Source organism: Pseudomonas sp. WOUb67 (assembly GCF_050058005.1).
Classification (GTDB): Bacteria; Pseudomonadota; Gammaproteobacteria; order Pseudomonadales; family Pseudomonadaceae; genus Aquipseudomonas; species Aquipseudomonas putida_R.
Window position 1 is genome coordinate 4,482,632 of sequence record NZ_CP170112.1, and the last position, 21,305, is coordinate 4,503,936.

Here is a 21,305-nt window from a genome sequence, read left to right on the forward strand (position 1 = left end):
GGCAATCTCCATGCTTTCTGCACATTACCTGCACAATTGCCGCGCACGCTGCAGCCATCGAAATCCTTTGGCTCGGAGCCTGCGATGCCTACTTTGTTCCACTCCCTGATGTTCGCCCGTTCGCCCCTGACGCGCGCCCTGTTGCTGGGCGCCGGCCTGTTGCTCACCGGCGGTTGCCGCGAGGCCGAAACAACTGGCGCAGCGGCCCCCTTGCAAGAAGTTGCAGTGTACGAAGTGACCACCGCGGCCCAAGCCCTGACCACCACCCTGCCCGGCCACGCCAGTGCTCACCTGATCGCCGAAATCCGCCCGCAGGTCGGCGGCATCATCCAGAAGCGCCTGTTCAACGAGGGCGACACGGTCAAGGCTGGCCAGGCGCTGTACCAGATCGACCCACAGCCGTATCAGGCCGCACTGGCCCAGGCCGAGGCCACCGTCAGTTCGGCCCGCGCCACGCTCAAGGCCGCCGAGCTGAAAGCCAGGCGCGATGCGCAACTGGTGAAGATCGACGCCATCAGCGCCGAAGACAACGAAAGCGCCCAGGCCGCCCTGCTCGAAGCCCGCGCCAGCCTGCAATCGGCCATGGCCACGCAGCGCAGCGCGCGTATCAACCTCGACTACACCCGCATCAACGCACCCATCGATGGCCGCACCGCCACTTCCTCGGTCACCCCCGGCGCCTTGGTCACCGCCGAGCAGACCACCGCGCTTACTACTGTGCAGCAACTGGACCCGATCTACGTCGATTTCACCCAGCCCAGCAGCACCCTGCTGCGCCTGAAACGCGAACTGGCCGAAGGCAAGCTGGCCCCCAGCACACAGCAGGACGCCACCCGTATCAGCCTGGAGCTGGAAGACGGCAGCACCTACGCCCACCCTGGCACCCTCACCTTCAACGGCGTGAGCGTGGATGAAAGCACCGGCAGCGTGACCTTCCGCGCCGTGGTGCCGAACCCCGATGGCCTGCTGATGCCGGGCATGTACCTCAAGGCCAGCGTGCAGGAAGGCGTGCAGGCGGACGCCATCCTGGTGCCACAGCAGGCCGTGAGCCGTGACGAACGCGGCGACGCCACCGCCCTGGTGGTGGTCGACGGCAAGGTGCAGCAGCGCGAACTGACCCTGGCCCGTGCAGTGGGCAACCGCTGGTGGGTCAGCCAGGGCCTGGCCGCTGGCGACCAGTTGATCGTCCAGGGCCTGCAAAAGGTCCGCGTCGGCCAGCAAGTCCAGGTACAGGACACCGCCCTGACCGCCCACAACGACAGCAACCGAGGCGAATGACATGGCACGCTTCTTCATCGACCGGCCGATCTTCGCCTGGGTCATCGCCATCCTGGTGATGCTGGGCGGCGGCCTGGCCATCTTCCAGCTGCCGCTGGCGCAATACCCCAACATTGCTCCGCCGCAAATCAGCCTCAGCGCCACCTACACCGGCGCCTCGGCCAAGACCATGGAAGACTCGGTGACCCAGGTGATCGAGCAGCAGATGACCGGCCTCGACGGCCTCACCTACATGTCGTCCAGCAGCAGCTCGGCGGGCAGTGCCTCGATCACCCTCACCTTCGAGGCCGGTACCGACATCAACACCGCGCAGATGCTGGTGCAGACCAAGCTGGAGCAGGCCAAGGCGCGGTTGCCCGAAGCCGTGCAGCAACAAGGCATCGAGATTCACAACTCGGCCAGCGACTTCCTGATCATCCTCTCGCTGGTGTCGGACAACCCCGACGTCAGCGCCACCGACATCAGCGACTTCATCTCCAGCACCCTGTACGACCAGATCAGCCGGGTCAGCGGCGTCGGCCAGGTGACCACGCTGGGCTCGAGCTACGCCATGCGCATCTGGCTCGACCCGGACAAGCTCAAGCAGTACGCGTTGATGCCATCGGATGTGAGCAGCGCGCTGGAGGCACAGAACGTCGACACCTCGGCCGGCCAGCTGGGCGCCCTGCCCGCCCGCGCCGGCCAGCAGCTCAATGCCACCATCAATGCCCGCAGCAAGTTGCAAACCGCTGCGCAGTTCCGCGACCTGGTGCTCAAGCACAACAGCGCTGGCGCGGTGGTGACCCTGGCGGACGTGGCCCGGGTGGAGCTTGGCAGCGAAAGTTATGACGTGGTCGCCGAGCACAACGGCCGGCCCTCTGGCGGCCTGGCCGTGAGCCTGGCCACCGGAGCCAACGCGCTGGACGTGTCCGAAGCGGTGCAAGCCAAGCTCGCCGAGCTGCAGCAGTTCTTCCCCAGCAAGCTGCAACTGCGCAGCGAAGTGGCCTACAACACCGCGCCGTTCGTGAAGATTTCCATCGAGGAAGTGGTCAAGACGCTGTTCGAGGCCATCGCCCTGGTGGTGCTGATCATGTACCTGTTCATGCAGAACCTGCGCGCCACGCTGATTCCGGCCATTGCCGTACCGGTGGTGTTGCTGGGTACCTTTGGTGTGCTGGCCCTGCTCGGTTACTCGATCAACACCCTGACCATGTTCGGCATGGTGCTGGCCATCGGCTTGCTGGTGGACGATGCCATCGTGGTGGTGGAGAACGTCGAACGCATCATGGCCGAAAAAGGCCTGCAACCGCGCGAGGCAACACGCCAGTCGATGGGCGAGATCAGCGGCGCGCTGGTAGGCATTGCGGTGGTGCTGTCGGCGGTTTTCGTGCCCATGGCCTTCTTTGGCGGCTCCACCGGCGTGATCTACCGGCAGTTCTCGGTCACCCTGGTAGCGGCAATGACGCTGTCGGTACTGGTGGCCATGACCCTCACCCCGGCCCTGTGCGCGACACTGCTCAAGCCCGTGTCTGCCCACGGCGAAGCGCGTCGTGGTTTCTTCGGCTGGTTCAACCGCCACTTTGATCGCACGTCCCGGCGTTACCAGCAGGCTGTCGGCTCGGTCCTGGCGCGGCCATTGCGTGGCCTGCTGGTGTACGTCCTGGTGTTGGGCGGTGTAGCGCTGATGTTCCAGAAACTACCGTCAGCGTTCCTGCCCGAAGAGGATCAGGGCATGCTGATGATGCAGATGACCCTGCCGGTGGGCGGCACCGACGAACGCCTGCAGGCGGTGAGCAGCCAGGTGCAGGACTACATCCTGCAACAACCGGAAGTGGCCTCGATCCTGACCGTGCGCGGCCTGGGCAATGGTGGCAACGCCCAGAACTCGGGGCGCGGCTTTATCAAGCTGAAGGACTGGAGCGAACGCCAGGGCGAGCAGCACAGCGCCGCGGCCGTGGCGCAACGGGCCAACAGGGCACTGTCGAAGATCCTCGACGCCAATGTGTTCGTCATCGCGCCGCCGGCCATTCAGGGCCTGGGCCAGAGTTCGGGCTTTGATGTGCAGTTGCAGGACCTGGCCGGCCTGGGCCACTCTGCGCTGCTGAAGGCACGCGACCAGTTCATCGACCTGGCCGCCAAGGACCCGCGCCTGGCCAATGTGCGTGCGCAGGGCCTGGAAGACACGCCCCAGCTGAACGTCGCCATCGACGACCGCAAGGCCGGTGCCATGGGGGTTGCCGCCAGTGACATCAACGCCACCCTCAGCACCGTGATGGGTGGCAGCTACGTCAACGACTTCGTCGACGCCGGCCGGGTGAAGAAGGTCTACCTGCAAGGCGAAGCCGACAAACGCATGCTGGCCGAGGACATCGGCGCCTGGTACGTGCGCAACGACAGCGATGCCATGGTGCCGTTGTCGGCCTTCACCAGCACCTCATGGAGCACCGCCTCGCCGCTGCTGGAGCGCTTCAACGGCTTTGGTGCGTACGAACTGGTTGGCGAGCCGGCCAGCGGCGTCAGCTCTGGCGACGCCATGGCGGCGGTCGAGCAGATCATGGCGCAGTTGCCGGAAGGTATCGGCTACGCCTGGGCCGGCCAGTCCTACCAGGAACGCCTGGCCGGCAACCAGGCGCCGCTGCTGTATGCCATCTCCATCCTGTTCGTGTTCCTGTGCCTGGCGGCGCTGTACGAGAGCTGGTCGGTGCCGTTCGCGGTAATGCTGGTGGTGCCGGTGGGCATCCTTGGCGCCCTGGTGCTGACTGGCCTGCGCGGCCTGGCCAACGATGTGTACTTCCAGGTCGGCCTGCTGACCACCGTGGGCCTGGCGGCGAAGAACGCGATCCTGATCGTCGAGTTCGCCAAGGAAGGCTACGAGCGCGGCCAGGACTTGCTGGTCGCCACCCTGGAGGCCGTGCGCATCCGCCTGCGCCCGGTGCTGATGACCTCACTGGCGTTCATCCTCGGCGTGCTGCCGCTGGCCCTGAGCAACGGTGCCGGTGCCGGCGGGCGCCAGGCAATCGGTACCGGTGTGCTTGGCGGCATGCTCGCCGCCACCCTGCTCGGCCTGTTCTTCATCCCTTTGTTCTATGTGCTGGTGCAGCGCCTGGCCGCGCGCCGCAACGCCCCACGCACCGACGTTGTCGCAGGAGAAGCCTGATGCGCCTGTTCCCTCTTCCCTTGGTGTTGGTAATGGCCCTGGCCGGTTGCGTGAACCTGGCCCCGGAATACCAGCGCCCGGCCGCCCCGGTGGCCGAGCAATGGCCGGCCACCACGGCCAAAAGCAGCAACAATGCCGATATCGCCTGGCAAGCCCTGTTCGTCGACGCCCGCCTGCGTGACACCGTGGCGTTGGCCCTGGCCAACAACCGCGACCTGCGCGTGGCGGCCTTGAACGTCGAGTACCAGCGCGCGCAATACCGTATCCAGCGTGCGGCGTTGTTGCCGTCGGTTTCCGCCAGTGCCGACGGCACCCGCCAACGCAGCGTGAGCGATGGCAGCAACGCGGTCAGCAGCCAGTACAGCGTTGGCCTGGGGGTGAGCAGTTACGAGCTGGACCTGTTCGGCCGTCTGGGTAACCTCAAGGACGCCGCGCTGGAAGACTATCTGGCGCTGGAGCAGACCCGGCGCAGCACGCAGATCAGCCTGGTGGCTGAAGTGGCCAGTGCCTGGATGACCCTGGCGGCCGACCAGCAACTGCTGGCACTGGCCCAGGAAACCTACACCAGCCAGCAGAAAACCCACAACCTTGTGCAGCAGAGCCACGCGCTGGGGGGCGAGTCTGGCCTCAGCCTGGCGCAGGCGCTAAGTACTGTGGAGTCGGCGCGCGCCGACGTTGCCAGCTACCAAAGCCAGGTGGCGCAGGACCGCAACGCGCTGGAATTGCTGGTGGGGCGCCGCCTGGACGACAAACTGTTGCCGGGGGATGCCCGCCTCGATGCGGCGTTGCTGGTAGGCGTGCCGGCTGGCTTGCCGTCAAGCCTGTTGCAGCGGCGCCCGGATGTGCTGGCCGCCGAGCACACGCTCAAGGCAGCCAATGCCGACATTGGTGCGGCGCGGGCGGCGTTCTTCCCCAGCGTCACCTTGACCGCCAGCGGTGGCAGCGCCAGCAGCGAGCTGTCCGGGTTGTTTGCCGGTGGTAGCCGCGCCTGGAGTTTTGCGCCGTCGATCAACTTGCCGATCTTCAATGCCGGCAGCAACCGGGCGACGCTGGATGCGGCCAAGGTCAGCCGCGACATCGAGGTGGCCACCTATGAAAAAACCCTGCAGACCGCCTTCAGCGAAGTGGCCGATGCCTTGGCCGTGCGGGGGCACATCAATGAGCGGCTGGACGCCCAGCGTGGCCTGACCAGCGCCACCGAGAAAAGCTATGACCTGTCGCTGGCGCTGTACAAGCAAGGATCGGAAAGCTTCCTTGAGGTACTGGATGCGCAGCGCTCGCTGTACTCGGCGCAGCAGACGCTGATCAGCCTGGCGCTGGCCGAGCAGCAGAACCGGGTGACGTTGTACAAAGTGCTGGGGGGTGGCTGGCAGGGTTGAACCCGCCAAGCTGACGCATGTTCCCTGTGGGAGCGGGTTTACCCGCGAATGCGGCGGTAAATTCACCATCGCATTCGCGGGTGAACCCGCTCCCACATGATTCCCGGCAAACCTTCGGAGTTTCTTCTGTCCTGTAACAATCAATCGCGCAGAAAGTTGTCCTCGAACGGGTAATGGGTCAGCAACTCGTACCCGTCCTCGGTCACCAGCAACTGGTTCTCCAGCTTGATCCCGTCTCGCCCACCCACTTCGCCAACATAGGCCTCCACACACAAGGCCATGCCCGGCTGCAGTTCACCTTCGTAGCCGTAGGACTCAAGGTCTTCCGGATAACGAATGCTCGGGTACTCGTCGCACAGCCCCACGCCATGGAACATCACGCCGTAACGTTGCTCGCGACAGCTTTCGGGCAGGCGGTGGCCGTTGCGGGTGAGCTCGGTGAAACGCACCCCTGGCCTGACCATCCCGGCGTTGACGTGGATGTGTTCATGGGCGATGCGGTACAGGCGCTTCTGCTCCGCCGTGGGTGCCAGGCCACCGCAGATCCAGCTGCGCGACATGTCCACGCAAATGCCATACACGCCGATAAGGTCGGTGTCGAACGACAACAGGTCGCCATCGCTGAGCACCCGCGGGCCAGACTCCTGGAACCACGGGTTGGTGCGTGGCCCGGAACTGAGGATGCGGGTTTCGATCCACTCACCGCCCCGGCGGATATTGCCGCTGTGCAACGCTGCCCAGACATCGTTCTCGGTCGCCCCCGCACGCATGGCCTGGCGCATTTCGGCAACCGAGGCCTCACAGGAGGCCACTGCGCAGCGCATGGCCAGGATTTCGTCGGGGCCTTTGATCAACCGGGCAAACTCGGTGACCTCCTGGCCGCTGTGCACCTGCACGCCAAGGGCATCGAGGGCGCGCAGGCCGGCCACTTCGATACGGTCGACAGCCAGGCGGCGGTTGTTGCCGGCGTGTGTGCGCAGCAGTTCGTCAACCTGGGCGCAAAAGCGCCTGGCGTGTGCGTCGGTACGGTCGCCGGTTTCGAAGTAGAAGAACGAAGCACCACTGCGCAGCTCGCTGACCAGCGGCAGATGCGCAGACAGGTGGTCGCAGCCATGGAAGTCCCACAGCACCACATGGCCACTGGCGGCGACAAAGCAGGCGCGTGCGGGGTTGTGGGTGGTCCATAGCTGCATGTGGGTGGTGTCGGTGGCGTAGCGGATGTTCAGCGGGTCGAACAGCAGCACGCCGCCCAAGTCACGGGCTACCAGCTGTTCGCGAATGCGTTGCAGGCGGTATTCGCGCATCGTCGGCAAATGTTGCGGCTCAAGACCCAGTGCCGCCCACTCGGCAAAGGCCAGCGGCGTCGGGCCGATTTCGGTGCGGTCGTTGTCATCCACAGAGCCATCGGCCTTGAGCGCGGCGGCGCGCTGGCGGGACGGGTCGATGCGGCGAGAGTGCGCTGGGATCGAGAATGGCGATGTCATCATGGCGTGCGGTATTCCGTTGGTTATTGTTGTGTGGAAAACAGCGTTTGGTTCGGGGGCCGCCACCTGAGTCTAGGAACAGCGGCACCCTTCGATAAGCGATATTTTCCAGAGTCAATCGATAACCACAGCGTATGACAGACCAAGCCGCACCCGAGGGATCACCCCTTCAATGCCGCCGCTATCCTGGCCACGTCGATCTTGTCCATCTGCATCATGGCCTCGAACGCCCGTTTGGCCGCTGCACGGTCAGGGTGGCCGATGGCCTCGATCAGGATACGGGGGGTGATCTGCCAGGAAATCCCCCATTTGTCCTTGCACCAACCACACACGCTGGCCTCGCCGCCATTAGCGATGATCGCATCCCACAAGCGGTCGGTTTCAGCTTGGTCTTCGGTACTGACCTGGAACGAAAACGCCTCACAGTGCTTGAACGTCGAGCCGCCATTAAGCCCCACACAGGGAATGCCCATGACCGTGAACTCGACAGTAATGACATCGCCCTCCTTGCCCGAAGGATAGTCAGCTGGCGCCTTGTGCAGCGCGATCACCTTGCTGTCCGGAAAGATGCTGGCGTAGAAGTTGGCGGCCTCCTCGGCATCGTTGTCGTACCAGAGGCAGATGGTGTTCTTGGCAGTCATGGCCGTGCTCCATGAAGGGTGTGGACCCTTCAGTCTAGCCCGCTCCCTTGAACAAAAAAAAAGCGCCCCATACGGAGCGCCAGAATATCCACCCAAACCAAAGGAGCGGCAAGGCTACCCAGGTGAATTCACAGGATCGACAACGGGTACTCCACGATCAGCCGCACTTCGTCCAGGTCCGACTCGAACGCCGTGGCCCGGGTGGTGGCCTGGCGCACGCGCAACGACAAGTCCTTGGCCGCGCCGGTCTGCACCACGTACTTGACCTCGATGTCACGCTCCCAGCGCTTCTGGTCGGTCAGCGGGTTGCCGTCGGCATCGCGGCGCATGTACACAGCGTTGGCATTGGAGTAGTCGGCGTCGGTGCCTTTGCCGTAGCGCGTCATGAACGACAGCCCGGGAATACCGTAGGCGGCCATGTTCAGGTCATAACGCAGCATCCACGAACGCTCTTTGGGCGAGTTGAAATCGCTGTACTGGATGGAGTTGTCGAGAAAGATCGAGTCTGACTGGCGCAGGTAGTCGAAGTCATCGTCGCCCTTGTTGCGCTGGTGTGTCAGCGCCAGGGTGTGGGCGCCGAAGCGCAAACCCAGCTTGGCGCTCCAAATATCGTTGTCGAAGGCGCCCAGGCGCTGCTGCCCTTCATCCACGGCTTTGTAATAGTTGAAGCCGCCGATCAGGGCCAGCTCATCGCTCAGCGGCCAACTGAGGCTGGTGCCAGCGTAGTACTGGTTCCACACATCCTTCAGCCGGCTGCTGAACAGGCTGACGCTGACATGTTCGTTGAGCGTGTAGTCCCCGCCACCATAAGCGATCCACGGCGAATCGACCGGGCCGCCATAGAAGGTCACGAAGTTCTCCCGCAGGTCACTGGACACCGGCTGGCTCATGGCATGCAGGCGCCCAGCCTGCAGGGTGAGGTCCTTGATGCTGGTGTTTTCCAGGGTCACGCCACGGAAGCTTTCCGGCAGCAGCCGTGAGTCGCCAGCGGCCACCACCGGGTTGGCCGGGTACACATCGCCTACCTTCAGCACTGTGTCGTACAGGCGCACCTTGGCCGCGCCACCCACCTTGGTGTACGCGTCACGGGCCTGGCCGTCGTGGTCTACCGGCAATACATCGAACGAACTGCGCCCGCCGTTGCGGCCGCCGCCGGTGTCCAGCTTGAGGCCGAGCATGGCGAACGCATCCAGGCCAACACCCACGGTGCCCTGGGTAAAACCCGACTCGAATCGGGCAATCACGGCGTGGGCCCAGGCTTCGGAATAACCGTTATCAGGTTGCTTGCCTGAGTTGTGCGTGGGGGCAGCGGAATCGCGGTTGTCGCGGTTGAAGTAGAAGTTGCGGTTGAGCACGCTGAGCGTGCTGCCCTCGATAAAACCATCCGCGGCTTCGTCCGCCGCCATCGCCAGGTTGCCGACGCCGGATAGCGCCATGCACGCAGCCAGTTTCAGGGGTGATCTGCAGGTCATCCGATGCTCCTTGTACGTCGTCTTTATAGTTGTGTCGGCTGGCCGAGATTGACGGCCGGCAGATAACGCCAAGGTGATCCGCGCATTACAATTGCGTCATCGGCGGCGAAGCGCTCTGGGGCGAGTTCCGCAACATCCTGCAGACATTTCCGACATCAGGTAGTGAACCTGCCTACAAAAAAAGGGTCTTTGGCTGACGGTCAACTCACCGACCGGTTCATCGGCCCAGTCACCGGGCCTACTTTTGTCCTGTTTCAGCGAAGACCCAACATGCCCGAATCCCGCCCAACCGCTTCCGTCCTCCCTGCCCTGCGCGGCGGCCTGATTGCCGCCTTGGTGGCCCTTGCCGCGCCGGTGCACGCCGAAGAGCCTGCCAGCGACGCACGCTGGGTCAGCGACAGCCTGAGTACCTATGTGCGCAGCGGCCCTACCGATGGCCACCGCATCGTCGGTACCCTGAAGTCGGGGCAACCGCTGACCCTGCTCGGCACCCAGGGCAATTACAGCCAGGTGCGCGGGCAGAATGGCGATGTGGTGTGGATACTCAGCAACGACCTGCAAGCGGTGCCAGGCCAGAACGAACGCCTGCCGCAGCTCGACACCCAGGTCGCGGAGCTGACCGGGCAGTTGAAGACCATCGACGACAGCTGGAAGAGCCGCGTGCAGGGCATGCAGGAAACCCTCGACTCACGGAAAAAGCTGATCGACGAACTGGAGGCGCGCAACAAGGCGCTGAATGAACAGTTCGACCAGAGCCAGTCGGAGCTGCGCGATACCCAGGCGCGCCTGGGTGACGAGAACAAACAGGTGATGATGCGCTACATGGTGTATGGCGGCAGCATTGCCGGTGCGGGGTTGCTGGCGGGGCTGATTTTGCCGGCGCTGACCCGGGGGCGGAAGAAGAACGATCGCTGGTTCTGACAGCGTGGCCATCCTGCACCGGCCCCTTCGCGGGCTTGCCCGCTCCCACAGGTACTGTACAAGCCTTGAATCTGTTGCAAATCCTGTGGGAGCGGGCGAGCCCGCGAAGAGGCCAGTGCAGGAATGCGCCTACCTGCCGCGCGCTTTGTTGTAGATGGTCTTGGCCCGGTCTGCCGAGGCCTGGCACTTGGTCATGTCGCCCGCAGCCTGCCCTTCCTTGGCTTGCTTCAGCAGCTCGTGATAATCGTGCGCCATGCCCCCATGTATGGCCTGGCCATCTGTCTTCTGGATGTCTTCAAGCTCCTTGATCTTGGCCGCACAATTGCTCGCAGGGTCGGCGTGTGCGGCAAAGCTGAGGACAGACGCAATCACTAGCAAGGGTATGCATTTCGTGGATTTCATGGAGCGTTCTCCTGGAAAACCATAGGGTTCGTCGAGGCGCGTTCGCTCGACGCAGCCAAAAGCATAGTAGGCCCACGCCTGCCCCGCCCCCCCTCAGCCCAGCGGTTGCCCGGTCTCGGCAAACAGGAAATCGATGAACACCCGCACCCGCAACGGCATGTGCCGCGCCTGTGGGTAGATCAGTATGAACGGCCGCGAAGTCCCGCCAAACTCGGTCAGCACTTCCACCAGTTCACCCTTCGCCAGGGCATCCTGCACGGTAAAGCGGTAAGCCTGCATCAGCCCACCGCCATTGCGCACCAGCGTGACAGTGGCGAGAAAATCGCCCAGGCAGGTAAAAGCGCCCTGTGTTTCGAGTTCCACCTGGCGGCCATCCTGGCGAAAGCTCCACGGCGGGCGGCGGCCACTGCTGGGCATCTCAAACTGGATGCATTCGTGCCGCAGCAAATCCTCCGGTGCCTGCGGCACACCTGCACGGGCCAGATAGCCTGGCGTGGCCACTACCACCAGCTCGGCATCCTCCAGGCGGCGTGCCACCAAACGTGAATCGGCCGGTTCGCGACCACGAATGGCCAGGTCGAACGGTTCCTCGGCAAAGTCTACGTTGCGGTTGCTGACATGCACGTCCACCTGCACCTTCGGATAGCGTTGGCGAAAACGCGGCAACACCGGCAACAGCCGATGGTGCGCATAAGGCGTGGGCGCACTGATGCGCAGCAGGCCACTGGGTTCGACCTGCCCGCCCGTCACCTGGCGTTCGGCTTCGACCAGTTGCCCAAGCGCCTGTCGGCATTGCTGGTAATAAGCCTGGCCGGCAGAGGACAGGCGCATCTGCCGGGTGGTCCGCACGAACAGGCGTACACCCAGACGCTCCTCCAGACGCGCCACGCTGCGGCTGACCGCCGCCGGGGTGACGCTGGCCTCTGTGGCTGCGGCAGTGAAGCTGCCGCTGTCAGCGGCCAGGCAGAACAGCTCCAGGCTGCCCAGTTGCAGGTCATCGAAATGGCGGCTCATGACGGCCCTATTGATTACATGATGTATCGATTGAAATGCCTTACGCCTCATTTTTCAAGTGCTGGCAGCGCCCTACAGTGACGCCACACCGAGCCGATGCTCGTTTCACTGGAGACCATGCACATGAACACCCCACGCACCGTCATCATCACCGGGGCCTCCAGCGGCCTGGGGTTCGCCCTGGCCGAGGCCTTCCTCGAACGCGGCGACAACGTGGTCGGCAATGCCCGTAGCCAGGCACGCCTGGAGCAGGCCGCCGCCCGCCTCGGCAACCCCTCGCGCTTCATCGGCGTGGCGGGCGACATTGCCGAGGCGGACACGGCGCAGCGGCTGTTCGCTGCCGCCCTGCAAACCTTTGGCGGCGCGGACATCCTGATCAACAACGCCGGCATATTCATTGCCAAACCGTTTGCCGAGTACAGCGAGGCCGATGTCGACGCGCTGGTCGGCACCAACCTCAAGGGCTTCTTCTACCCAGCCCAGGAAGCGGCGCGGATCATGACCCGGCAAGGGTACGGGCAGATCATCGCCATCACTGCCTCCATCGCCCTGCAACCGGACACCCGCGTGCCGGCCCTGCTGCCGGTGCTGGTCAAGGGTGGCCTGAACCAGGCGGTGAAAGGCCTGGCGCTGGAACTGGCCGCCAGCGGCGTGCAGGTGAATGCCGTGGCACCGGGAATCATCGAGACACCGCTGCATGGTGACAATGTGCAGGGGATGGGCGCGTTGTCACCCAGTGGCCGCACCGGCTCACCCCAGGACGTGGTGGACGCGGTGCTGTATCTGGCCGACTCGCGCTTTGTCAGCGGTGTGATACTGCCTGTGGATGGCGGTAGCACCGCTGGCACCTGGCACTGATCAAAGGAGCGCGCAGCCATGCCTTATGTACACATCCGCGTGACCGATGAAGGCGTTACCGCCGAGCACAAGCGCCGGCTCATCGAGGGGACGACCCGTCTGCTGCAAGACGTGCTGGGCAAGCCGCCGGCCAGTACCTTTGTGGTGATCGAAGAGGTGCCCACCGACAACTGGGGTGTAGGTGGCGAGACGGTGACCGCAGTCCGGGCGCGAGAGCGGGGTTGCTAGCCCCTCACTGCCGCAACCGCTCCAACGCCTGCAACACATACCCCGTGGCACGTTCCACCTGGCCCTCCCGGCAGGCGATACCCAACTGCCGCCACAACCCTGGTCGCAGCGGCCGGCGCGCAATGCGCCGGTCCAGTTCGGCGGCTTCGCCTTCCTGCGGCAGCAACGTCGCGCCGTACCCGGCCCCGACCAGGCTCTTGATCGCATCGTTGTAGTTCAGCTCGATCCGCGGCTCGGGGTACAACCCTGCTGCCGCGAACCACTCGCCGGTAACCCGTGACAGCTGGGTACTGCTGTCGTTGAGAATCAACGCCCGCTGCGCCAGCCAGGCCGGTGTGACCTTCGCCGGCGGCTGCCAGTCGGCCGGTACGTAGGCCAGGATCGGATCGCGCCACCAGGGGGTAACGGTCAGCCCTTTGCCGGCCACCTGCGGCAAGGCCACCAGGCCGATATCCAGCGTCCCTTCACGCAATCGCCCCAGCGATGCCTGGGAAGTCAGCACTTGTACCTGCACGTCGATACCCGGATGGTCCACACGCAAGTGCTCCAGCGCCTGCGGCAGCAAGTGGGCGATAGCACCGGTGGATGCGCCCAGGCGTACCCGGCCGGTCAGCCCCTCCACCTGCCGGCGTACTTCGTCCAGCGCCAGGTCGGCGTCGGCCAGCAGGCGCCGGGCACGGGCCAGCAGCGTTTCGCCAATGGCCGTGGGGCGTACCTGGCCGCGGGTGCGGCTGAGCAACGGAGCGCCGATACGCGCCTCCAGTTCGGCCACATGCAGGCTGATGGTGGGCGGTGCCAGGTTGAGCTGGCGGGCGGCCTCGGCAAAAGAGCCCAGGTCGGCGATGAACACCAGGGTGCGGAGGCGGTCGAGGCTGATTTCACGCATTTTCAGTGGCGGCCTATTCGCGGGTAAACCCGCTCCCACAGGTTTACCACTTTTATCAAAACCACCACCAACCTTGTGGGTGCGGGTTTACCCGCGAAAAGGCCGGCACTGGATACTTTGTTCAGTAAAACTGAGCATATCGATCATCATATTCAAATTTTCATTACCAAATCCACAAGCGACCATAGGCCATCTTTCCCCAACCGGACGCGAACATGCACACTCCTGTTGTCTTCATCGACGGCGACCAAGGCACCACCGGCCTGCAGATCCATGCCCGCCTGCAAGGCCGCAGCGACCTGCGCCTGCTCACCCTGCCCGAGGCCGAGCGCAAAGACCCGCAGCGCCGCCGCGAGGCCATCAACAGCGCCGACATCGCCCTGCTGTGCCTGCCCGATGACGCCGCTCGCGAGGCCGTGGCAGCGATCCACAACCCGCAGGTGCGGGTGATCGACGCCAGCTCGGCGCACCGCACCACCCCAGGCTGGGTCTATGGCCTGCCAGAACTGGACGACCAACAGGCCGAACGCATCGCCCAAAGCAAGCGCGTCAGCAACCCGGGCTGCTACCCCACTGGCGCCATCGCCTTGCTACGCCCACTGGTCAAAGCCGGGTTACTGCCAGCCGACTACCCGCTGGGCATCCATGCCATCTCCGGCTATTCCGGCGGTGGCCGCGCGGCCGTTGAACGCCACGAACAACCCGGCGCCAGCAACGCCCCGGTCTTGCAACTTTATGGGCTGGAACTGGCGCACAAGCACGTACCCGAAATCCAGCAACACGCCGGGCTGTCGGCAAGGCCAGTGTTCATGCCCGGCTACGGTGCCTACCGTCAGGGCATCGTGCTGAGCATTCCGCTGCAATTGCGCCTGCTACCGGGCAATGTCAGCGCCGAACAGCTACAGGCCTGCCTGGAACAGCATTACCAGGGCGCACGCCATGTGCAGGTGATGCCGCTGCATCAGCAGGGCGCAGCTGCAAACCTCGACCCCGAGGCCTTGAACGACAGCAACGACCTGCGCCTGGCGCTGTACGCCAACCCCGAGCATGGCCAGGTCTTGCTGACCGCCGTGTTCGATAACCTGGGCAAAGGCGCTTCGGGCGCGGCAGTGCAAAACCTCGACCTGATGCTCGGTGCGCTACAGCAACAAGGCTGATACGGCAAAACCGGTTAAACTGTACAGCCCGCGCCAACCTGGCCCGGGCTGTATTCCCACCCGCCGGAGCCCGCCCCCCGATGTTCATCCTGAGCCGCCTCGACAGCGTGCCGCCCGAATCTTTCCAGAACCAGATCCGCGAGCTGGTGATCCACCATGTCGGCGAACTGAGCAGTGTCGCCATTACCGCCGACAACCCGCTGTACCCGCTGTACCAGTACGGCGTCGGCATGGAGGTGCACCAGTACCTGCAAGCGCTGGATGGCACCCGCGGCCTTGCCGTGGCGCTCACCCTTGCACTGGATGCCGAGGCGCCGGACCAGTTGCTGGGTTTTGCCCTGTCGCTGCCGGCCGAGGACGATGAGCAGGCGTGCTCACTGGCATTTCTTGCCGTGCGCCCCAGCCATCGCCGCCAGGGCATCGCCCGCGCCCTGCTGGGCGACCTGCAGGCACGCCATGCCTGCGTGGAGCTGAACGCCTTTGCCAGCCAGGTGCCGTGGTTCGAGGCGATGGGCATGCAGGTGGTGGCCGCCAATGGGCCGCAGGTGCTGATGAGCAGTACCGGCCAGGCCAGTGGTGCGCTAATCGGGCGCCTGGACATTGCGCCGATTTATCAGACCACTGAAGTGATGCAGATTCACACCTACCTGCTTAACCAGCAGGGTGAGGATGCGATGATCGAAGCAGAGCAGATGCGCGATGAGCGGCTGGATGAGCTGACCGCCCAAGCCCAGGAATGTGTGCGGCAGCGCAAGACCGTGCATTGATCCAAAGGCCTATTCGCGGGTGAACCCGCTCCCACAGGTACACCACAGCTTTCAAAACCTGTGTTATCCCTGTGGGAGCGGGTTCACCCGCGAAGGCGCCTCACTGGCCCCTCAGCCATGCACCCAGCGCCGATGCAGCGCACGCGCCAGGGCATCAAGCACAAACCCCAGCACGCCAATCAGCAGCACCATCGCCATCAGTTCGGAATATGCCAGCCGGTCGCGGGTATCGAGGATGAAATACCCCAATCCCGCACTCACCCCGAGCATTTCGCACGGCACCAGCACGATCCACAGAATGCCGATGGCCAGGCGCACGCCGGTCAGCACGTGACCGATCACCCCGGGCACGATCACCTTGCACAAGGTTTCCCAGCGCGTGGCGCTCAAGCTGCGGCTCAGTTGCAGCCAGCGTGGGTCCAGCTGCCTGACGCCCGCCGCGGTGTTCAGCAAGATCGGCCATAACGCGGCAAACGCCAGCAGGAAGTAGATCGGCTGGTCACCCACGCCCATCAGCATCACCACCACCGGCATCCACGACAACGGCGAAATCATGCGCAGGAACTGGAACGCCGGCGTAGTCGCCGCTTCCAGATGCCGGTAGCTGCCCACCAGCAAGCCCAGTGGCACGCCAATCAGCAACGCCAGCAGCAGCCCGACCAGAATGCGTTTGAGGCTGACCCAGATGTGCCCGTAAACCTCGCCCTGCCCCAGCAACTCGACCAGGCTGGCCAAGGTTGCCGCCGGCGAAAAACGCGCCGACAGGCCGTCGGCCTGGCCGAACACGGCAACGCCAGCCCACCACAACAGCAACAAAGCCAGCAACCCGGCCAGCCCAAGGCCGGCATGTACGACATGCGTGCGCATCAGACCGCGAACTCCTCACTACGCTCGAAGTTGTCGGCAATGCCGAACACCGACGGGCCACCAACCGCAGCGATGGCGTTACGCACGAAACGATCGTCGACCAGGTCGCGGGCGGTCTGCGCCGGGTCCAGCCCGGCAAGGAACGTGTTGTCACCTTCGATCAGCGTGGTTTTCAGGCGCTTGACCAGCTCTTCGGTATAGCTCGGGAACGGGTATGGCTGGAAGTCGATGCGCTTTTCGTCCCACTGCTGATGGCGAATGGCGCCACTGGCAATGTAGCCGGCACGGTCCTCGGCGGCCGGGGCGAGAACCTTGGCCAGCACCGCAGGCTCGTGAGGGGTGTACTTGTTGGGGCCGGCCTTGGACAACAGTGCGGCGGCTTCAGCGCGGTGGTCGCGGGTCCAGTGCTGGGCTTTGACGATGGCGTTGACCACCTTCTGCGACCACTCGGGGCGGTTGTTCAGGTCATGTTCATGCATGAACACCACGCAGCACGCGTGGTTGCGCCACACATCGCCGGTAAAGCGCTGCACGCGGCCAACCTTGAGGTTCTCGGCCAGGGCGTTGAACGGCTCGGCGACGATGTAGCCGGCAATGCGCTTGCTGGCCAAGGCTGGCGGCATGTCGGATGGCGGCAGCACCAGCAGGTTGACTTCGTTGGCGGCCAACTGCGCATTGGCAGGCTTTGACACCGGTGTCAGGCCGTTGTCGTTGAGCATCTGCTGCAACACCACGTTATGGATCGAATACCAGAACGGGATGGCCACGGTCTTGCCACCGAGCTGTTTCATGTCGCTTATATCGGGCGCCACGGTCAGGCCTGAGCCGCCTACATGGTTCCAGGCCACTACCTTGGCCGGCACCTTGCTGCCATAGCGCGCCCATACGGTCATCGGCGACAGCAGGTGGATGACGTTGACCTGCCCGGAGATGAACGCCTCGATCACCTGTGCCCAGCTGCGCAGCAGCACCGGGCGCTCGGCCTTGATGCCTTCGGCCTCGAACAGGCCGTTGTTATGTGCCACCAGCAATGGCGTGGCATCGGTGATCGGCAGGTAGCCGATACGCACCGGCGCGTCCGGCTCGGAAGCGGCACGGGCTTGCAGGCTTGAGAGCAATGGCAGCGCGCCGGCGGCCGTGAGCATGGCGCCGAGCTTGAGAAAATCGCGACGCGAAGAAGAGGAACAGCAGTCATCCATGCACATGGACAGCCTCCGAGGGCAACGGGGTTGAGGTAGGTTCGACTGTGCGGCTTGCCCGCCGAAGGGTTTTGAGGATTTCGATGCGCAGCGCACCCAGTTCTTCGACCCGTTGCGTGCGCGGTTGCGGCAGGTCGATGTGCCACTGGCCGAGGATGTGCGCTGGGTGGTTGCCCAGTAGCAGGACCCGGTCGGACAGCAGCAGGGCTTCGTCGATATCATGGGTGATCAGTACCGCCGCCGTGTTATGGGTGGCGATCAGTTGCAGCAGCAGTTGCTGCATGTCGGCGCGGGTCACTTCATCCAGCGCGCCGAACGGCTCGTCCAGCAGCAGCACCTCGGGCTGGCGCGCCAGGCAGCGGGCCAGTGCGGTGCGCTGGGCCATGCCGCCGGACAACTGCGCCGGGTACTGGCCACGGGCGTGGGCCAGGCCCACGGCGGCAATCGCATGGTCGATGCGCGCGCGTCGCTCGGCAGCGGCCAGCTTGGGCTGGCGGGCGAAGTCCAGGCCGAAGGCGACGTTCTTTTCCAGGCTAAGCCAAGGCAGCAGGCTCGGGTCCTGGAACGCCACCGCCAGCCGGGGGTGCGGGCCCTGCAACGGCTGGCCGTGCAAGGCCACACTGCCGCCGCGGGGCTGTTGCAGGCCGGCCAGTACCCGCAGCAGGCTGGACTTGCCGACGCCACTGGGGCCCAGAATGCTCACCACTTCGCCGGGCGCCAGCTGCAGGTCGAACTGCGCCAGCACCTGCTGCCAGCCCCCCTCACGCGGGTAGCCCAGGCTGATATCGCGGGCCTCGAGCAACACGTGGCTCATGCGGCGCCCGCCTGGCGTTGCAGTTCGGCGCGCAGTTGCACCAGGCTAGGCGTGACGATCGGCACGAAGGCCGATTCGCGCCAGCGGCGGGCAAAACCTTCGCCATATTCGCTGAGGTAAGCCTTGCCTCCACTGGCCTGCAGCTCCAGCTGTACCGCATCGGCGGCACTTTCGGCCAGCGTGATGCGCAGCTTGAACAAGGCTGCCGGCTGCTGCTGGAAGCGGCCATCGAGCAATCCCTGCTTGAGCTCGCTCACGGTGTTTTCCAGGCGTTCGCTGAGCACCTGACGTGCTTCGTCGAGGAACGAGGCACGGCCATGCAGGTGCGTTTGAACCTCTTCCAGCGCCCGTCGCGCCAGGCCGATCGCCATGCCGCACTGCAACGCCAGGAACGCCGGGCGTACCCGTGGCAGGAATTCGCGGGCATTTTCGTGCAGCAGCCAGTCACGCGCCAACGGCACCTGGTGGAAGGCCAGCGCCGCCGTGTTGCTCGACTGCAGGCCCAGCAGTTGCAAGTCGTCGGAGCGCTCCAGGCCCCGGGCCTCGGAAGGAATGGCCAGCACGAACGGCGTGCCACCGGCTTCGTCTTCAATGGCCGCCGCCACCACAAAGCCGCTCTTGCGCAGGTTGGTCACCCAGTGCAGGCGCCCTTCCAGGTTCCAGCCATCGGTTGCAGGGCGACCGCGCACCTGCAACGCTTCGATGCCGGACAAAAACTTCATGGCGTTGGACAGCCCGGTGGCGCCGGCCAGTTCGCCGGTCAGCAGGCGCGGCAGCAGGCGCTCGCGCAGGGGCTGGTTAGGGCTGTGCAACAGGTATTCGATAAAAGCGCGCTGGCCCCAGCAGACGAAGGCCGCAGCCAACGAGCGGCTGGCGATGGCGGCAATCGCCTCGACCGCGTCGGTCACCTGCCCGCCCGTGCCGCCCAGGGCGGGGTCGACACCGATGCGCAACAGCTGCGATTCGGCGATCTGCGCCAGCACCTGCTGCGGTTCGCACAGGCCCCGGTCGATGGCCTCGGCATTGGCATCCAGCCAGTGTCGAAATGCACAATCTTGCATGGTCTTGCTCCTTTTGAACGCCGGGGCCGCCTGGCGGCCCATTCGCGGCACAAGGCCGCTCCTACCACGACCGCGTCACGGCCGCTCTCTCACGTGGGCTACGCAGAAGGCTGCCAGCGGTACTTGCCAAGCTCTTCGTTGAGTGGCGTCTGGGCGAAAACATTAGCAAAGTTGCACAGGGTTGCGAGGCTGACCCCCAGAATCACTTCCAGCGCGTTGCCTTCGCTGAAGCCGGCTTCACGGAAGGCCTGGTAGGTGGCCTCGCTGACATTGCCGCGGGTGTCGATCACTTCACGGGCGAAGGCGGCCAGGGTTTCGTAACGGGCATCGGGCAGTTCGCCGCGGGCACGCAGGGCATCGACTACCTCTTGCGGCAGCTTGGCCTTGTTGAGCGCCACGGCGGTGTGGCCGGCCACGCAGAAGTCGCAGCCATGCCGGGTGGCGGCAATCAGCTGCACCACTTCACGCTCGGCCAGGCTCAGCTCGGCCTTGCCATTGAGTGCCGAAACGGTCACGTAGGTTTCCAGCGCCGCCGGGGCGTTGGCCAGCACGCCCAGCAGGTTGGGGATGAAGCCGGAATTCTTCTGGGCATTCTCGAGAAACGGCCGGGCCGCTTCCGGAGCACTCTGCAGCGTGTGTAAAGTAATGCGCGAGGACATGGAGTGGTCTCCTTTGATGGGTGTCACTACAGTCTGTTGGTTATAAGAATTACCCTCCATATTCATCAGTCGCCTTTCCTTGTTCCTGAGTCTTTGTATTAGATGATTTCGTCGAGCCACCTTGTCGATTGGTTATTAGAAGGCCTGGAGCTTGATGCCAGCCTGTTTCATGTCGGCCGCTACTGCGGCGGCTGGCACGCCAGCACCCAGGGCATGGGCCGCGCCAGCTTCCACCTGGTGGTGCAAGGGCATTGCTGGTTACACATCGACGGCCAGCCGCAAGCGGTACGCCTGGAAAAGGGCGATGCCGTATTCCTGTTGCGCGACCTTGCCTATCGCTTGTCCAGCGACCAGGACCCGGTCGACGCCTGTGCCCAACCGCGCCAGGCCATGCAGGCACTGGACAGCGAGGCCAGCGACGGCGTCGGGCTGGTGTGCGGCTTTTTCCATTTCCAGTCCGGCTTGTCTTCGCTGATTGTCGAGGGCCTGGCTGACTGGATCTTGCTGCGCGCCGAAGACCCCGCTGGCAGTGCGGCGCGGGCGCTGTTCGAGCTGATTCTGGAAGAATGCCGGCGTGCCGCTGGCCCGTCACAGGCGTTGCTGGAGCGGCTGACCCACCTGTTGTTCCTGTACGTGCTGCGCCAGCAGGTCAATGCCGGGCAGTCACTGGGCGGGCTGGTCGCCCTCGCCCGCCAGCCCGCGTTCGCCGGTTTGCTGGAACAATTGATCGAGCAACCGGGGCAAGCCTGGACGCTGGAGAGCATGGCCGCCTGCACCGGCTTGTCGCGGTCGGCGTTTTTCAAGCGCTTCAATGAACTGGCCGGGCAATCGCCGGGGCAGGTGCTGCTGGCGCTGCGCATGCGCCATGCCAGCCAGTTGCTGCGGGCAGGGAATACCGTGGAGCAAGTGGGTGCGCAGGTGGGGTATCAGTCGGTGGCGGCGTTTACCCGGGCGTTTGCCAAGGCGGTGGGGGTGCAGCCGGGGGCGTATCGGCGCCAGCATGAAGGGCGCTGATAGCGTTACTCCTGTACCGGCCTCTTCGCGGGTGAACCCGCTCCCACAGGGTCACCACAGGTTTCAAG

The 21,305-nt window shown here is 64.6% G+C and carries 20 protein-coding genes; 9 read left to right on the forward strand and 11 right to left on the reverse strand.

Annotation, left to right across the window (positions count from 1 at the left end):
• Window positions 1–84 precede the first annotated feature (84 nt).
• The 3 genes from ABOC32_RS19925 to ABOC32_RS19935 are packed head-to-tail and all read left to right on the forward strand — an operon-like array spanning window position 85 to window position 5,793.
• A complete protein-coding gene (locus ABOC32_RS19925; RefSeq protein ID WP_426808530.1) occupies window positions 85–1,278 on the forward strand; it encodes an efflux RND transporter periplasmic adaptor subunit in 1,194 nt (397 codons plus the stop codon).
• Window position 1,279: 1 nt separating this feature from the next.
• Complete coding sequence (locus tag ABOC32_RS19930; protein WP_426808531.1) at window positions 1,280–4,414, forward strand: efflux RND transporter permease subunit; 3,135 nt, start codon at window positions 1,280–1,282, stop codon at window positions 4,412–4,414.
• Window positions 4,414–5,793, forward strand: a complete 1,380-nt coding sequence (locus tag ABOC32_RS19935) for an efflux transporter outer membrane subunit (protein WP_426808532.1) — start codon at window positions 4,414–4,416, stop codon at window positions 5,791–5,793. Before ABOC32_RS19930 ends, ABOC32_RS19935 begins: the two co-directional genes overlap by 1 nt.
• A 140-nt stretch (window positions 5,794–5,933) precedes the next feature.
• Here the strand turns inward: ABOC32_RS19935 and dddP are convergent, their stop codons facing one another.
• The 3 genes from dddP to ABOC32_RS19950 form a co-directional block, all read right to left on the reverse strand.
• Window positions 5,934–7,280, reverse strand: a complete 1,347-nt coding sequence (dddP, locus tag ABOC32_RS19940) for a dimethylsulfonioproprionate lyase DddP (protein ID WP_426808533.1) — start codon at window positions 7,278–7,280, stop codon at window positions 5,934–5,936.
• Window positions 7,281–7,438: 158 nt separating this feature from the next.
• Entirely contained in the window at window positions 7,439–7,918 is a 480-nt protein-coding gene (locus tag ABOC32_RS19945; protein WP_086975034.1) for a VOC family protein, read from the reverse strand.
• Window positions 7,919–8,046: 128 nt separating this feature from the next.
• The gene (locus ABOC32_RS19950; RefSeq protein ID WP_426811632.1) at window positions 8,047–9,354 is read right to left on the reverse strand and encodes an OprD family porin; all 1,308 of its coding nucleotides are present in this window, start codon (window positions 9,352–9,354) and stop codon (window positions 8,047–8,049) included.
• A 306-nt stretch (window positions 9,355–9,660) separates the two neighbouring features.
• Between ABOC32_RS19950 and ABOC32_RS19955 the strand changes: the two genes are divergently transcribed.
• The gene (locus ABOC32_RS19955) at window positions 9,661–10,311 is read left to right on the forward strand and encodes a TIGR04211 family SH3 domain-containing protein (RefSeq protein WP_426808534.1); all 651 of its coding nucleotides are present in this window, start codon (window positions 9,661–9,663) and stop codon (window positions 10,309–10,311) included.
• A 129-nt stretch (window positions 10,312–10,440) separates the two neighbouring features.
• Here the strand turns inward: ABOC32_RS19955 and ABOC32_RS19960 are convergent, their stop codons facing one another.
• On the reverse strand, window positions 10,441–10,713 hold the full coding sequence (locus tag ABOC32_RS19960) for a hypothetical protein (protein WP_043204205.1): 273 nt from the start codon (window positions 10,711–10,713) through the stop codon (window positions 10,441–10,443).
• Between the two features lie 93 nt (window positions 10,714–10,806).
• Window positions 10,807–11,727: a LysR family transcriptional regulator gene (locus tag ABOC32_RS19965; RefSeq protein ID WP_426808535.1), complete on the reverse strand. Its 921-nt coding sequence runs from the start codon at window positions 11,725–11,727 to the stop codon at window positions 10,807–10,809.
• Window positions 11,728–11,850: 123 nt separating this feature from the next.
• Between ABOC32_RS19965 and ABOC32_RS19970 the strand changes: the two genes are divergently transcribed.
• Together ABOC32_RS19970 and ABOC32_RS19975 are read left to right on the forward strand one after the other, a co-directional pair.
• A complete protein-coding gene (locus ABOC32_RS19970; RefSeq protein WP_426808536.1) occupies window positions 11,851–12,585 on the forward strand; it encodes an SDR family NAD(P)-dependent oxidoreductase in 735 nt (244 codons plus the stop codon).
• Window positions 12,586–12,603: 18 nt separating this feature from the next.
• Window positions 12,604–12,813, forward strand: a complete 210-nt coding sequence (locus ABOC32_RS19975) for a tautomerase family protein (protein ID WP_426808537.1) — start codon at window positions 12,604–12,606, stop codon at window positions 12,811–12,813.
• 4 nt (window positions 12,814–12,817) lie between these two features.
• Here the strand turns inward: ABOC32_RS19975 and ABOC32_RS19980 are convergent, their stop codons facing one another.
• A complete protein-coding gene (locus ABOC32_RS19980; RefSeq protein WP_426808538.1) occupies window positions 12,818–13,699 on the reverse strand; it encodes a LysR family transcriptional regulator in 882 nt (293 codons plus the stop codon).
• Between the two features lie 215 nt (window positions 13,700–13,914).
• On the opposite strand from ABOC32_RS19980, the gene argC reads away from it, so the two are divergent.
• Both argC and ABOC32_RS19990 read left to right on the forward strand, forming a co-directional pair.
• Entirely contained in the window at window positions 13,915–14,856 is a 942-nt protein-coding gene (argC, locus tag ABOC32_RS19985; protein ID WP_426808539.1) for an N-acetyl-gamma-glutamyl-phosphate reductase, read from the forward strand.
• Window positions 14,857–14,936: 80 nt separating this feature from the next.
• On the forward strand, window positions 14,937–15,623 hold the full coding sequence (locus ABOC32_RS19990) for a GNAT family N-acetyltransferase (RefSeq protein ID WP_426808540.1): 687 nt from the start codon (window positions 14,937–14,939) through the stop codon (window positions 15,621–15,623).
• 111 nt (window positions 15,624–15,734) lie between these two features.
• Here the strand turns inward: ABOC32_RS19990 and ABOC32_RS19995 are convergent, their stop codons facing one another.
• From ABOC32_RS19995 to ABOC32_RS20015, 5 genes are all read right to left on the reverse strand, one after another.
• Window positions 15,735–16,490: an ABC transporter permease gene (locus ABOC32_RS19995; protein ID WP_426808541.1), complete on the reverse strand. Its 756-nt coding sequence runs from the start codon at window positions 16,488–16,490 to the stop codon at window positions 15,735–15,737.
• Window positions 16,490–17,695: an ABC transporter substrate-binding protein gene (locus tag ABOC32_RS20000; protein ID WP_426808542.1), complete on the reverse strand. Its 1,206-nt coding sequence runs from the start codon at window positions 17,693–17,695 to the stop codon at window positions 16,490–16,492. The genes ABOC32_RS19995 and ABOC32_RS20000 overlap by 1 nt, the downstream gene beginning before the upstream one ends.
• Window positions 17,682–18,503 (reverse strand): ABC transporter ATP-binding protein, encoded by an 822-nt coding sequence (locus ABOC32_RS20005; protein ID WP_426808543.1) that lies wholly within the window; start codon window positions 18,501–18,503, stop codon window positions 17,682–17,684. The genes ABOC32_RS20000 and ABOC32_RS20005 overlap by 14 nt, the downstream gene beginning before the upstream one ends.
• Window positions 18,500–19,564 (reverse strand): acyl-CoA dehydrogenase family protein, encoded by a 1,065-nt coding sequence (locus ABOC32_RS20010; protein WP_426808544.1) that lies wholly within the window; start codon window positions 19,562–19,564, stop codon window positions 18,500–18,502. Before ABOC32_RS20010 ends, ABOC32_RS20005 begins: the two co-directional genes overlap by 4 nt.
• 98 nt (window positions 19,565–19,662) lie before the next feature.
• The gene (locus ABOC32_RS20015; RefSeq protein ID WP_086975044.1) at window positions 19,663–20,223 is read right to left on the reverse strand and encodes a carboxymuconolactone decarboxylase family protein; all 561 of its coding nucleotides are present in this window, start codon (window positions 20,221–20,223) and stop codon (window positions 19,663–19,665) included.
• A 102-nt stretch (window positions 20,224–20,325) separates the two neighbouring features.
• On the opposite strand from ABOC32_RS20015, the gene ABOC32_RS20020 reads away from it, so the two are divergent.
• Window positions 20,326–21,237 (forward strand): AraC family transcriptional regulator, encoded by a 912-nt coding sequence (locus ABOC32_RS20020; RefSeq protein WP_426808545.1) that lies wholly within the window; start codon window positions 20,326–20,328, stop codon window positions 21,235–21,237.
• The last annotated feature ends 68 nt before the right edge of the window (window positions 21,238–21,305 follow it).

Coding starts and splice junctions, on each gene's coding strand:
- ABOC32_RS19925 (WP_426808530.1), top strand. CDS start 85: ATGCCTACTTTGTTCCACTCCCTGATGTTCGCCCGTTCGCCCCTGACG.
- ABOC32_RS19930 (WP_426808531.1), top strand. CDS start 1,280: ATGGCACGCTTCTTCATCGACCGGCCGATCTTCGCCTGGGTCATCGCC.
- ABOC32_RS19935 (WP_426808532.1), top strand. CDS start 4,414: ATGCGCCTGTTCCCTCTTCCCTTGGTGTTGGTAATGGCCCTGGCCGGT.
- dddP (WP_426808533.1), bottom strand. CDS start 7,280: ATGATGACATCGCCATTCTCGATCCCAGCGCACTCTCGCCGCATCGAC.
- ABOC32_RS19945 (WP_086975034.1), bottom strand. CDS start 7,918: ATGACTGCCAAGAACACCATCTGCCTCTGGTACGACAACGATGCCGAG.
- ABOC32_RS19950 (WP_426811632.1), bottom strand. CDS start 9,354: ATGGCGCTATCCGGCGTCGGCAACCTGGCGATGGCGGCGGACGAAGCC.
- ABOC32_RS19955 (WP_426808534.1), top strand. CDS start 9,661: ATGCCCGAATCCCGCCCAACCGCTTCCGTCCTCCCTGCCCTGCGCGGC.
- ABOC32_RS19960 (WP_043204205.1), bottom strand. CDS start 10,713: ATGAAATCCACGAAATGCATACCCTTGCTAGTGATTGCGTCTGTCCTC.
- ABOC32_RS19965 (WP_426808535.1), bottom strand. CDS start 11,727: ATGAGCCGCCATTTCGATGACCTGCAACTGGGCAGCCTGGAGCTGTTC.
- ABOC32_RS19970 (WP_426808536.1), top strand. CDS start 11,851: ATGAACACCCCACGCACCGTCATCATCACCGGGGCCTCCAGCGGCCTG.
- ABOC32_RS19975 (WP_426808537.1), top strand. CDS start 12,604: ATGCCTTATGTACACATCCGCGTGACCGATGAAGGCGTTACCGCCGAG.
- ABOC32_RS19980 (WP_426808538.1), bottom strand. CDS start 13,699: ATGCGTGAAATCAGCCTCGACCGCCTCCGCACCCTGGTGTTCATCGCC.
- argC (WP_426808539.1), top strand. CDS start 13,915: ATGCACACTCCTGTTGTCTTCATCGACGGCGACCAAGGCACCACCGGC.
- ABOC32_RS19990 (WP_426808540.1), top strand. CDS start 14,937: ATGTTCATCCTGAGCCGCCTCGACAGCGTGCCGCCCGAATCTTTCCAG.
- ABOC32_RS19995 (WP_426808541.1), bottom strand. CDS start 16,490: ATGCGCACGCATGTCGTACATGCCGGCCTTGGGCTGGCCGGGTTGCTG.
- ABOC32_RS20000 (WP_426808542.1), bottom strand. CDS start 17,695: ATGTGCATGGATGACTGCTGTTCCTCTTCTTCGCGTCGCGATTTTCTC.
- ABOC32_RS20005 (WP_426808543.1), bottom strand. CDS start 18,503: ATGAGCCACGTGTTGCTCGAGGCCCGCGATATCAGCCTGGGCTACCCG.
- ABOC32_RS20010 (WP_426808544.1), bottom strand. CDS start 19,564: ATGCAAGATTGTGCATTTCGACACTGGCTGGATGCCAATGCCGAGGCC.
- ABOC32_RS20015 (WP_086975044.1), bottom strand. CDS start 20,223: ATGTCCTCGCGCATTACTTTACACACGCTGCAGAGTGCTCCGGAAGCG.
- ABOC32_RS20020 (WP_426808545.1), top strand. CDS start 20,326: ATGATTTCGTCGAGCCACCTTGTCGATTGGTTATTAGAAGGCCTGGAG.